General features: G+C 67.4%; 11 protein-coding genes. 2 read left to right on the top strand and 9 right to left on the bottom strand.

The window, feature by feature from the left end:
- The 8 genes from ABZW16_RS22145 to rimP all read right to left on the bottom strand — a co-directional run.
- The coding region (locus ABZW16_RS22145; protein ID WP_354957839.1) for an MATE family efflux transporter at positions 1–947 on the bottom strand (947 nt) is incomplete at its 3' end.
- 132 nt (positions 948–1,079) lie between these two features.
- Positions 1,080–2,105 (bottom strand): bifunctional oligoribonuclease/PAP phosphatase NrnA, encoded by a 1,026-nt coding sequence (locus ABZW16_RS22140; protein WP_354957847.1) that lies wholly within the window; start codon positions 2,103–2,105, stop codon positions 1,080–1,082.
- A gap of 22 nt (positions 2,106–2,127) precedes the next feature.
- Complete coding sequence (gene rbfA / locus ABZW16_RS22135) at positions 2,128–2,571, bottom strand: 30S ribosome-binding factor RbfA (RefSeq protein WP_354957838.1); 444 nt, start codon at positions 2,569–2,571, stop codon at positions 2,128–2,130.
- A gap of 27 nt (positions 2,572–2,598) precedes the next feature.
- Positions 2,599–2,889 carry a DUF503 domain-containing protein gene (locus ABZW16_RS22130; protein ID WP_040693064.1) on the bottom strand — a complete coding sequence of 97 codons (291 nt, stop codon included), beginning with the start codon at positions 2,887–2,889 and terminating at the stop codon, positions 2,599–2,601.
- An 87-nt stretch (positions 2,890–2,976) separates the two neighbouring features.
- Positions 2,977–6,039, bottom strand: a complete 3,063-nt coding sequence (gene infB / locus ABZW16_RS22125; RefSeq protein WP_354957837.1) for a translation initiation factor IF-2 — start codon at positions 6,037–6,039, stop codon at positions 2,977–2,979.
- Between the two features lie 108 nt (positions 6,040–6,147).
- Entirely contained in the window at positions 6,148–6,426 is a 279-nt protein-coding gene (locus ABZW16_RS22120; protein ID WP_354957836.1) for a YlxR family protein, read from the bottom strand.
- A gap of 176 nt (positions 6,427–6,602) precedes the next feature.
- Entirely contained in the window at positions 6,603–7,634 is a 1,032-nt protein-coding gene (gene nusA, locus ABZW16_RS22115; protein WP_354957835.1) for a transcription termination factor NusA, read from the bottom strand.
- Positions 7,631–8,293, bottom strand: a complete 663-nt coding sequence (rimP, locus tag ABZW16_RS22110; RefSeq protein ID WP_354957833.1) for a ribosome maturation factor RimP — start codon at positions 8,291–8,293, stop codon at positions 7,631–7,633. Before rimP ends, nusA begins: the two co-directional genes overlap by 4 nt.
- Before the next feature lie 286 nt (positions 8,294–8,579).
- Between rimP and ABZW16_RS22105 the strand changes: the two genes are divergently transcribed.
- A complete protein-coding gene (locus tag ABZW16_RS22105) occupies positions 8,580–9,200 on the top strand; it encodes a hypothetical protein (protein ID WP_354957832.1) in 621 nt (206 codons plus the stop codon).
- Positions 9,201–9,315: 115 nt separating this feature from the next.
- On the top strand, positions 9,316–9,750 hold the full coding sequence (locus tag ABZW16_RS22100) for a ferritin-like domain-containing protein (RefSeq protein WP_354957831.1): 435 nt from the start codon (positions 9,316–9,318) through the stop codon (positions 9,748–9,750).
- 144 nt (positions 9,751–9,894) lie between these two features.
- Here ABZW16_RS22100 and ABZW16_RS22095 read toward each other — a convergent pair whose 3' ends face one another.
- Positions 9,895–11,646, bottom strand: a complete 1,752-nt coding sequence (locus tag ABZW16_RS22095) for an acyl-CoA dehydrogenase family protein (RefSeq protein WP_354957830.1) — start codon at positions 11,644–11,646, stop codon at positions 9,895–9,897.
- Between the last annotated feature and the right edge of the window lie 149 nt (positions 11,647–11,795).

Below are 11,795 nucleotides of genomic sequence, written 5' to 3'. Positions count from 1 at the left end.
GTCAGGGCAAGGAAATTCCAGAGCTGCAGGACCAGTTGATGCGCGGCCACCGATGCCGCACCGAATCGGGCGGCGACCGCCGCCGCGGAGACGAAGCTCGCCTGGAAGGCGAGGCTGCGGGCGATCAGGTCACGACCGAGCACGAGTTGGGCCCGCATCACCGACCAGTGCGGCGCCAGCGAAACACGTTCGCGCACCAGCGCACTCAGGAACAACCCGGCTGTCACGGCCTGGCCGGTGACGTTCGCGACCGCCGAACCCGCCAACTCCAATCGCGGTGCACCCAGCAATCCGTGCACCAGCATCGGGCACAGCATCCCCGAAACCAGCAGTCCGGCAATAACGAACAGCAGCGGCCTGCGCGTCTCCTGCACCCCGCGCAGCCAGCCATTGCCCGCCATCGCGATCAAAATCAACGGCACACCGAACAACGCGATCCGCACCCAGACCAGCGCTGCCCCGGCGATATCCCCACCACCCGCGATCACATTCGTCAGTGGAACCGCAACCGCCTGTCCCACAACAAGAATCAGCGTCCCGGCGAAGACGGCGACCCAAGTCGCCTGTACCCCCTCCCCTATCGCACCGCGCTCATCACCGGCCCCATGCCGCCGTGCCGCCCGCGCCGTGGTCCCATACGACAGAAACGTCAGCTGCGAACTGACCTGCGCCAGAATCAATCCGCCAACCGCGAGACCAGCCAAGGCCAATGCCCCGAGCCGCCCCACCACCGCCAGGTCGAACAGCAGATAGATGGGTTCGGCCACCAGCACGCCCAAAGTCGGCAGCGCAAGCCCGATTATCCGTCGAGGGTCCACCCCACCAATCGAATCCGGCACATCCCCAGTGATCTCCGGGGCAGCCGCGGACTCCGGTATCCGATCCGCCACCGAATCGAGGCCATCCCCCGCTGCTCCGGGCGAGGAATCGGCTCGTGTCTCACCCATCAATGCACCGTTCCGACTCCGCCAGATCCCAAGATCGCCATCCATTCCGAAGCGAGAACTCGGCGACCGTGCGCCCGCACAGCACCGATGTGTCGTGCCCCTGCTCGACCGGACAGTCGACGGCCGCCGTGCTCACCCGAGTTCGGCCAGTAGAGCCGCGACTACCGACTCCGATGTGCCGGTCGTGGTGTAGCCGGCGGCGAACCGATGCCCACCACCGCCCAAAGACGTTGCGACCGTAGCGACATCGACGCCGTCCTGCGCACCGGGCGCACTATCGCGCGAACGCAGCGAGACGGTCCACCGATCCGCGACGGTGCGAGATTGTTTGAACACCGCGGCGACCCCGGCTTCGGCAGTGGTGCGGACGATATCGACCACACTCTCCACCTCTTCCGAGCGCACCCCATCGACATCCTCGCGGCGTACAAAGGCATACACCAACCCGGTACCGCCACCCGCCTGCGGCTCCAACCGCGCCGTATCGAGCACCCGCGACAGCATCGGCAACCAGCCGAACGGATGCGTATCCATCAGTGACCGGGTGATTTCGGCGCCGTCGATGCCGGTGGCCAGCAACCGTTCGGCCAGCTGATGGGTGCCGGGCCGGACCCAGCGGAACGATCCGGTATCGGTGACCAGTCCGGCGTAAAGGCAATGTGCCACTTCGGAATCGATCGGCACCTGCCAGGCATCGAGCAGCCGGGCGATCAGACTCGTCGTCGACTCCGCGCCCGCGTCGATCACATTGATCGTCCCGAACCGGGTATTGGAGCGGTGATGATCGAGCACCAAAGTCGTTCGGGCTCCGGCCAATCGATCGGCGAGCGCGCCGAGCCGACCGGCACTACCGCAGTCCACGGTGACGAGCAGATCCACCTCCGCCGGTACGTCGCCGGGCGGCACCAGGTGCCGCACACCGGGCAATGTCCGCATCGTGGCGGGCAGCTCGGCGGGTTCGGCGAACGACACCCAGACCGGAATGCCCCGACGGTGCAGCACCAATGCCAAGGCCAGCCCGCTGCCGATGGTGTCGGCATCGGGCTGCACATGACACAGGATGGTGACCGAACGGGCCGCGTTCAGTGCGGCAACGGCCGGTCCGAGCTGGACCGCCGCATCGAGATCGACCCCCCTGGTACCCGGGTCGGCAGGCATCGTCGTCATCGCCTACCGCACGTCACTCGTCGGATTCGCGTTCGACCTTGTACGGGTCGGCAGCACCGGCGTGGGTGGCGGTGGCCGCCACCTTCGCGACCGCGTCATCGGCGGCCCGCGCCCTGGCCAGCAGCTCCTCCATATCCCGCGCGGCGTCGGGCACCTTGTCGAGCACGAACGCCAATGTCGGGGTGAATTTCACACCGGTGCCAGCACCCACCTTGGAGCGCAGCACACCCTTCGCCTTCTCCAGGCCAGCGGCCGCGGCCGCGTAATCCGGTTCCACGTCGAGGGTTTCGCCCATTACCGTGTAGTACACCGTCGCCTCGCGCAGATCGCCGGTGACCTTCGCATCGGTCACGGTCACGAAATTCAGACGCGGATCCTTCACCTCGTATTCGATCGCGGTCGCCACGATCGCGGAAATCCGCTTGGCGAGTCGGCGTGCCCTGGCTTGATCCACCATGGCTGAACCCTCCTCACTACTAACTCGTCAGTCCTCGGGTCCGAAGATCCTGCGGCGCACTGCCAGCAACTCTAACTCCGGACGTGCCGCGACGTGTCGTTCACATTTGTCGAGCACCTCGGTCAGATGGTCCATACCGGAACTGACCATGGCAACCCCCAGCAATGAGCGACGATGGCGGTCTTGTTCCCCACCCTCAGCGGCACTCACACCGAAGCGCTGCAATTCGGCCAGCACGGGCCGGATCACCGAACGCTTCTGCTTCAGCGAGTGCACATCTCCGAGCAGGATGTCGAACTCCAGTGCACCCAGGTACACCCAAAGCCTCCCGTGTCGGTACCTACGAAATGATCGTCTCGGTGGTCCGGCACGGCAGCGATACCGTGCCGGACCACCGGCACACGATCAGTCGCGCGGCTTCTCGCGCAGCTCGTAGGCCTCGATCACATCGCCTTCCTTGATGTCGTTGTAGGTCAACGTCATACCGCATTCGAAGCCCTCGCGGACCTCGGTGACGTCGTCCTTTTCCCGCCTCAAGGTGGAGATCGTGACCGTCTCGGCGACCACCACGTTGTCACGGAGCAAGCGCGCCTTGGCATTGCGCTTGACCGAACCCGAGGTGACCATGCAGCCAGCGATATTGCCGACCTTCGACGAACGGAAGATCGCGCGGATCTCCGCCCGGCCCAGCTCGACCTCTTCGTAGATCGGCTTGAGCATGCCCTTGAGGGCCTTCTCGATCTCGTCGATGGCCTGGTAGATCACCGAGTAGTACCGAATGTCCACGCCTTCGCGGTTGGCCAGCTCGGTCGCCTTGCCCTCGGCCCGGACATTGAACCCGATGATGATCGCGTTCGACGCCGACGCCAGGTTGACGTTGGTCTCGGTGACGCCACCGACACCGCGGTCGATGACCCGCAGGCGCACCTCGTCGTCGATCTGGATACCGAGCAGCGCCTCTTCGAGGGCCTCGACGGTACCGGAGTTGTCGCCCTTGAGGATCAGGTTGAGCTCCGAAGTCTCCTTCAGCGCGGCATCCAGATCTTCCAGGCTGATCCGCTTGCGGCTGCGCGCGGCCAGTGCGTTGCGCTTGCGCGCATTGCGACGGTCGGCGATCTGGCGAGCGATCCGGTCCTCGTCGACGACGAGCAGGTTGTCACCGGCGCCGGGCACCGACGTGAAGCCGATGACCTGAACCGGCCGCGACGGCAGCGCTGCGGCGACATCGTCGCCGTGCTCGTCGACCATGCGGCGGACGCGACCGTAAGCGTCGCCCGCCACAATCGAGTCGCCGACGCGCAGCGTGCCGCGCTGGATGAGCACGGTCGCCACCGGACCACGGCCGCGGTCGAGGTGCGCCTCGATGGCGACACCCTGGGCGTCCATATCCGGGTTGGCCCGCAGATCCAGCGCCGCGTCCGCGGTCAGCAGCACCGCCTCGAGCAGCTGCTCGATATTGGTGCCCTGCTTGGCGGAGATGTCGACGAACATGGTGTCGCCACCGTATTCCTCGGCAACCAGGTTGTATTCGGTCAGCTGCTGCCGGATCTTGTCCGGGTTCGCGCCTTCCTTGTCGATCTTGTTGACCGCCACCACGATCGGCACATCGGCCGCCTGCGCGTGGTTGATCGCCTCCACCGTCTGCGGCATGACGCCGTCGTCGGCGGCGACCACCAGGATCGCGATATCGGTGGCCTTCGCACCACGGGCACGCATGGCGGTGAACGCCTCGTGACCCGGGGTGTCGATGAAGGTGATGAGCCGGTCGCTGTCGCCGAGGTGGGTGAGCACCTGGTAGGCGCCGATGTGCTGGGTGATGCCACCGGCCTCGCCCTCACGGACGTTGGCCTTGCGGATCGTGTCGAGCAGTCGGGTCTTACCGTGGTCGACGTGACCCATGACGGTCACCACCGGCGGACGCTGTTCGAGGTCTTCCTCGCCGCCCTCGTCCTCACCGTAGGTCAGATCGAACGATTCCAGCAGCTCGCGGTCCTCGTCCTCGGGGCTGACCACGTGCACGACGTAGTTCATCTCGCTGCCGAGCAGCTCGAGGGTCTCGTCGTTCACCGACTGGGTCGCGGTGACCATCTCACCGAGGTTGAACAGGGCCTGCACCAAGGCAGCCGGGTTCGCATCGATCTTCTCCGCGAAATCCGAGAGCGACGCGCCACGGGCGAGACGGATGATCTCGCCGTTGCCGCGTGGCAGCCGAACGCCGCCGACGGCGGGCGCTTGCATGCTTTCGTACTCGGCGCGCTTCGCCCGCTTCGACTTGCGGCCACGACGAGGCGCGCCACCGGGACGGCCGAACGCACCGGCCGCACCGCCACGGCCACCGGGACCACCCGGACGACCGCCGCCACCGCCACCGGGACGACCACGGAAACCACCGGCCGCCGGAGCACCCGCACCGGCACCGGGGGCACCCGTGCCGCCGCCGCCCTGGCCACCGCGGTAGCCACCGCCACCGCCGCCGCCACCACCGGGACGACCGCCGCCACCACCCGGACCGCCACCGGGACGACCCGGACGGCCCGCACCTGCGCCGCCGCCCGGACCCGGACGGGCCGAACGTGCGGGCATGGCACCGGGATTCGGGCGCGGCGGCATCGAGCCGGGGCTCGGCCGCGGACCACCGGGACGCGGACCACCTTGGCCGGGACCCGGACGCCGCTCGCCCTGGGCGCCACCCGGACGGGGACCGGGACCACCCTGGGCCGGACCGGGACGCGGCCCCTGGCCGGGACCGGGACGCGGGCCCTGGCCGGGACCGGGACGGGGTCCACCCTGACCGGGGGCCGGCCGCGGCGCGGGACGCTCACGATCGGGCGCGGAGGAGAAGGGATTGTTGCCGACGCGCGGGGCCTTCGGCCCCGGCTTCGGTCCGGCCGCGGCCGGACCACCAGGACGCGGACCACCCTGCGCGGGTGCACCCGGACGCTGCTGACCGGGACGCGCGCCACCCGGCGTCGGGCGGGGTCCGCCCTGAGCCGGAGCGCTCGGCGCCGGAGCGGCCTTGGCGGCCGGGGCCGCCGGGGTCTCCTGGACCGGGGTGGTGTCCCGCGGGGCGGGCTTGGCCGCCGGACCGGGACGCACGGCCGGGCCGGGACGGACCGCATCGGACGGACGGGCAGCCGGAGCCGCTGTCTCACGGGCGGCCGGAGCCGCCGGGGTCGCCGCCTGCGCGGGCGCGGGGGTACGTGGACCGGGACGCGGACCGCCTGCGGCGGGCTTCGCGGCCGGAGTGCTCGACGGTGCGGAACCGGAGCGCGCCCCGGACTTCGCAGCGCCGTTCGCCGGGGCGGACTTGCCTGCCACCGACTCGCGCAGCCGACGTGCGACGGGTGCTTCCACCGTCGAGGACGCCGACTTCACGAACTCGCCCTGCTCCTTGAGCCTTGCGAGTAGTTCTTTGCTCGTGACACCGAGTTCTTTGGCCAACTCGTGCACGCGGGCCTTGCCTGCCACTGCTCTCCTCACTGAGAGGTCGAGCAGTGCCTCCGCCTAGGGATGGCGGGCCCGCACGACCTCGGGTTATCTCCGATGGACGTTCATCGTTGGTGCTTCACGGTGTGCTCATGAGTGCTCGTGCCTGTTCTCGAGGTACTTCTCCAGGGCTGAGATATCCAGATTTCCGGACACTCGTAGTGCTCTGCCGAATGCTCGGCGTCGTTCTGCGGTGCGCAAACAAACCGAAACGGGGTGCAGCCAGGCACCCCGTCCGGGAAGTCTGCGCTGCGGATCGGGAACTATCGCAACAACCTCGGAACCGTCACCGGTCTCACAGTCCTGCGCCACGATCCGCAACAGATCGACGGCCAGCTCGTGCTTTCGGCATCCGATACACGTCCGCACCGGAGCTGCTCGACGTCGGTGCGCCGGGACTTGCTCGGTGGTGCGTTCGAACAAAGGAACCGAAGGCTCGTGCTGAACCTGACACCACTCTACCGCTGTCCCGCTCGGAACACCGAACCCCGTCCCTTTCGAAGTTACGAACATGTCATCCGATGGGCCCGATTGGCGGGAATCGGTCAACTGCGATGCGCCTCCGTCCGCACGCTGCCGCTGCCCGCATCCGGTGCGGCATCGCTGCGGATATCGATCCGCCAGCCGGTCAGGCGAGCCGCCAACCTGGCGTTCTGCCCTTCCTTGCCGATGGCGAGCGAGAGCTGGAAGTCGGGCACGACCACCCGAGCCGCACGCGCCTCCGGATCGACGATGGTGACCGAGACCACTTTCGAGGGCGAAAGCGCATTGCCGACGAAGGTCGCCGAATCATCGGCGTAATCGATGATGTCGATCTTCTCTCCGGCCAGTTCGCTCATCACATTGCGCACGCGCTGCCCCATCGGGCCGATACAGGCACCCTTGGCGTTGACACCGGGCACGGTGGTGCGCACGGCGATCTTGGAGCGGTGCCCGGCCTCGCGGGCGACGGCGACGATCTCCACCGAGCCATCGGCGATCTCGGGCACCTCGAGTGCGAACAGGCGGCGCACCAGATTCGGATGGGTGCGCGAGAGGGTGATCTGCGGACCGCGCGGACCACGGGATACGCCGACGACGTAGCACTTGATCCGGTCGCCGTGCTCGTAGCTCTCCCCCGGCACCTGCTCGGCGGGCGGGATCAGCCCCTCGGTGCCGTGCAGTTCGCTGCCTATGCGCACCACCACGGTGCCGCGGGCATTGGCGCGGGCATCGCGCTGCACGACACCGCCGACGATGTCGCCCTCGTGAGTGGAGAACTCGCCGAAGGACTTCTCGTTCTCGGCATCACGCAGCCGCTGCAGCACCACCTGGCGCGCGGTGGTCGCCGCGATTCGACCGAAACCCTCTGGGGTGTCGTCCCATTCGGAGATCACATTGCCGTCGACGTCGAGTTCGCGGGCCATCACCCGGACCACGCCGGTCTTCTGATTGATATCGATGCGCGCGTTGGGCTGGTGGCCCTCGGTGTGGCGGTAGGCCGTGAGCAGTGCCGACTCGATCGCGGAGATCACGGTCTCGATCGAGATCCCTTTATCGGCGACAATCGCGCGCAGGGCTTCGATTTCGATGTTCATTCCACGATCCCTTCGGTCGGCGCATCGGACGCGTCTAATGATTCGGTTGGTGCATCGGTTGTTCCATCGGCGGCGAGGTCCACCGCTTCCTCTTGTCCCGGCCGCGGACGGCCGGGCGCGACTCCGCCCGCGAGTTCCAGTTCCCGCGCGCCGGGTGGGTTGAACTCCACCTGGACGACGGCCTCGGCGATATCGGCCACCGGAACGTGCACCCGGTGCGGCTTGTTCTTGCCGCCGAGCACCAACGCCACTGTGTCGTCGGTGAGAATGCCGACCCTGGCCTCGAACTTGTCCGATGACTTGGGATCCGGTGACGGCGCGCCAGCGTGGAGTTTGATCCGCACCTTGCGGCCCTGCGCGCGGCGCCAGTGCCGGTCGACGGTGAGCGGACGGTCGATGCCCGGGCTGGTCACCTCGAGCAGGTAGGGGGTTTCGCCGAAATCGCCCGCATCGTCGAGGACCTCGGACAGCTCGGCGCTCAGTTTCGCGATCGAGTCGAGATCGGAGGCCGCGTCGCTGTCCACGATCACCTGTACCCGAACCGGCGCATCCACATGTGTGCCCGTCGTCGAGATCTCGACACCCTCGAGGTCGAATCCTCGGCGCTCGACGAGTCCAGCAACAAGCTGGCTCACCCTTTCCTCGGTCGGCATGGGCATATGGGGCGGCTCCTGGTTCAGTTGTCAGACGGCTGATCTGTCCAGCGAACTGTGGGCAGTCGCTGGCGGAAAAATTTCTCTACCGAAGATCTAGCGTAACGCGCTCCGAGAGTGTAATGGACCAGCGGCCTCGAGCAAGTTTCCTGGCCACACGCCTGCGACACGGCGCGGCGGGTGCCGTGCCGACCGGACGGTAGGCGTGCGGCCGACCGCGCGGTAGATGCGCGGCCAGCGGTGCGATGGCCGCTTGGTCGGTGGTGCCTCGCGAATCTGGCACGATGGTGCCGTGCCCATCCGCCTCCCCGCCCCGCCGCGCGCCGGGTGCACTTCCGGCATCCCCGAAGACCGGGACCGAGTCCAGCACAGCGACGCTGGCGCCGGTCGCCCGAACATCGTCGACCGCCGGACCGCGCTGCGGCTGGCAGGCGGCGGTGCGATGGGCGCGCTAGCCGTCGGCGCGGTGGCCGGGTGTACGGACAAGAAGGTGTACGAACCCGATCCACTTGCCGCACAAGAGGTTCTGGCCCGCGCCGACGCCGCGGCCGCGACCGCGGCAATCGCCGTGACGCCACAGCGGCACGCCGCGCTGACCGCGATCGCCAGCGAACGCACCGAACACGCCGACGCGCTGCGCGCCGAAGTCAACCGCGTCATCGGCGTTTACGGCGATGGGACCACCCCGGCGCACCGTACCCGCCAACCCGCCCCATCCGCCGCCGCCCCTGCGGCGTCCGGTACCGAAACAACGCCCACCCAGCCGGCGAGCATCGACGAGCTGCGCACGCGCCTCACCAAATCGCAGCAGTCCGCGGGCGATCTCGCCCGCACCCAATCTGGTTACCGCGCAGGGCTATTGGCCTCCATCAGTGCGGCATGCGCGGCCCAGGCGGGGGTCTTGCTCGCATGAATCGTGCCGAACACCAAGCCTTGTCCGAAGCCGGGAACGCGCCCCCGACCGACATCGCCCACCGAGCTGCTGCCCGCTTTGCGCACGGCTCACCTCCTCAGGCAGAGATGAGCAGATGACCGAAGCCGAACGCCACGCCTTGCTCGACGCATTGCGCGCCGAATACTCGGCGGTATACGCCTATGGGGTGATCGCGGCCTATGCCGCCGCCGAGCGAACCCGGTTGGTCGCCCAGGACACCGCCGCCCATCGCGCCCGCCGCGACACCGCCATCGATGCGCTGCAGTTGGCCGGAGTGGCGGCACCGCCGCCCGACGCGGCCTATGCCACACCGTTCCCGGTGAACGACCCGATCCCAGCCGCGAATCTGGCCGTCACGGTGGAAACCGACACCGCCGTCGCCTGGCGCTCGGTCGTCGAAAACAGCACTTCGGACCCCATCCGCCGGATGGCCGTCGACGCCCTCACCGAATGCGCCGTCCGCCTGGCCACCTGGCAATCAATCCTCGGCACCAACCCGCCCACCACCGCCTTCCCAGGCAAGGCCTGACACACTCTCCCAGCGCCACGCACCAATTCGCCAGACGCGGCAGGCCGAAGCAGACTCGACAACCACACCTGACGCGGCAGGCCACGCTGGGCACGTCATACCGAGCCAGGCGCGGCCTACCGCAGTTGGGCGAGGAATGTGGGGTTATGGGCGCATTTCGTAGGTGCCGTCGCAGGCGGCGACCTGGGTCCAGATGCGGTCGAAGCGGGGGCGGTCGGTTACCGGGGGACGCAGGGAGGAGGCGGCCCAGGCCTGTTGGCCGGGGGTGGCGGAGGGCTTGCCGTAGAGGGTGGTGGCGTAGCCGTTGAAGTCGCGGATCTGGAAGTCGAAGATCTGGTCGAGCACGTCGCGGTCCAGGCCGGTGATGGCGGCCTGCTCCAGGATCAGCTGACCGTAGACCACCAGGGCGAACAGGTGGCCGATGGTCAGCATGAAGTCCAGGTCCTGCTGCTGGCCGGCATCGGGCGCGGCGGTGGTCAGCAGGGTGCGTAGGGCCTGGGCCTGCTCGTAGAAGCGGGCGACGTTCGGTACATCGGTGTGCTTGTCGTAGACCGTGGTCCAGTCGGCGAACTGCACCTTGCCCGCGCCGCGAGCCGGGCCCTGCCGGAAGAAGAACTCGTCGTCGGCTGCGTCGTGCCGAGTGCCGATCTCCGGGTAGTCCTTCGGGTTGAACAGGTAGTTCGGCATGAACTTCAGGATCTGGCCGACATTGACATGCACCGTGCCCTCCAGCCGGGGCAGCGTGCCGATATAGCGGGCGACCTGGGCGAAGTAGGTGTTCTTCTCGAATCCCTTGGCGGCCAGCACATCCAGCAGCAGCGTCATTACGGTCTCGCCCTCGGAGGTCACCTTGGACTTCGTCATCGGGTTGAACAGCAGATAGCGCCGGTCCTCGAGGCTGGCGCTGCGGAAGTAGTCGACGGCGCGGTCGCTGAACAGCTTCATCGCGACGATGCGCGCGTAGGCATCCACGAAATTCGTTCGCACATGCGGGAATTCGGTGACGGCCTGGCCGTAGAGAATGCGGTTGTTGGAGTGCGTGATGGCCTCGTAGAACGAGTGCTCGACCATGCCGATGCTGCCGTGGCACAGGTTGAACTTGCCGACGTTCACGGTGTTCAGCGCGGCGGAGAAGGCCTCGGGACCGGTGGACAGGATATCGGCGGCGGTCACCGGGTAGTCGTGCAGCGCGAAGGTGCTCACATACAACTGGCCGTGGATGACATTGTCGATGAGTTCATAGTTGTCGTGGCGACTGTCGGCGGCGAACCAGACATAGCCGTCCGCGCCGTCGATATCGGCGCGACGGGAGAACACCGACACCATCGATGCGACATTGCCATTGCCGATGTAGTACTTGACGCCGTTGGCGCGGAAGAGAATTCCGGCTTCGGCGTCCGCGCTGCCCGGTTCGGTCGGCGTCAGGATCAGATCGGTGTTGTAGATGTCGGCACCGTGGTCACGCTCGGACAGGCCGAACGCCATCACCTGACCGTCGACGAGATCGGCGGCGGCGCGCTTCTTGGCGGCCTCGTTATCGCTCTGCCAGATCGGGCCGAGGCCAAGGATGGTGACCTGTTCGGCGTACCAGTACGCCAACCCGTAGAACCCGAAGATCTCCGACAGCGCCGCATTGCGCGCACCGTCCCAGCGCCGGTTCTCATCGCCGTCGGCGTAGGCGGCGGGCGTCAGGAAGGTCGCGAACAGCTTCTCCTTCTTGACGAACTCGAGGAAATCCGACACCCACACCGCATCGGCATCATCGGCCAGCAACTGCCGCTTACCCCGCGATTCGAACCACTCGATGGTCGCCTTCAACAGCCGCCGCGTCTCGGCGTCGAACTGCTTCGGGTCATAGGTGGCGGGGTTGAACAACAACGCGTCGGTACTCGTCATGCTGTTAACTTACCAGCGGGTAACAGCAGCCTGGAGTGGGTCCGGCAATACCGCTGGCCACGAATCGTGCCTACGGAACCGTAGGTCAGGGCGGATATGAGAAGCCCGGACGACCCCGGCTGCTGTCATCATCAGCATTGCCGCAGTCG

The organism is Nocardia sp. NPDC004604, from assembly GCF_040609795.1.
Classification (GTDB): domain Bacteria; phylum Actinomycetota; class Actinomycetes; order Mycobacteriales; family Mycobacteriaceae; genus Nocardia.
The sequence above is the reverse complement of the archived record's forward strand: the minus strand, read 5'-3'. Positions and strand labels throughout refer to the sequence as shown.

What these genes read in the sequence shown, in the direction of transcription:
- ABZW16_RS22140 (WP_354957847.1), bottom strand. Translation starts at nt 2,105, where the DNA reads ATGCCTGCCGACCCGGGTACCAGGGGGGTCGATCTCGATGCGGCGGTC.
- rimP (WP_354957833.1), bottom strand. Translation starts at nt 8,293, where the DNA reads ATGCCCATGCCGACCGAGGAAAGGGTGAGCCAGCTTGTTGCTGGACTC.
- rbfA (WP_354957838.1), bottom strand. Translation starts at nt 2,571, where the DNA reads ATGGTGGATCAAGCCAGGGCACGCCGACTCGCCAAGCGGATTTCCGCG.
- ABZW16_RS22095 (WP_354957830.1), bottom strand. Translation starts at nt 11,646, where the DNA reads ATGACGAGTACCGACGCGTTGTTGTTCAACCCCGCCACCTATGACCCG.
- nusA (WP_354957835.1), bottom strand. Translation starts at nt 7,634, where the DNA reads ATGAACATCGAAATCGAAGCCCTGCGCGCGATTGTCGCCGATAAAGGG.
- ABZW16_RS22100 (WP_354957831.1), top strand. Translation starts at nt 9,316, where the DNA reads ATGACCGAAGCCGAACGCCACGCCTTGCTCGACGCATTGCGCGCCGAA.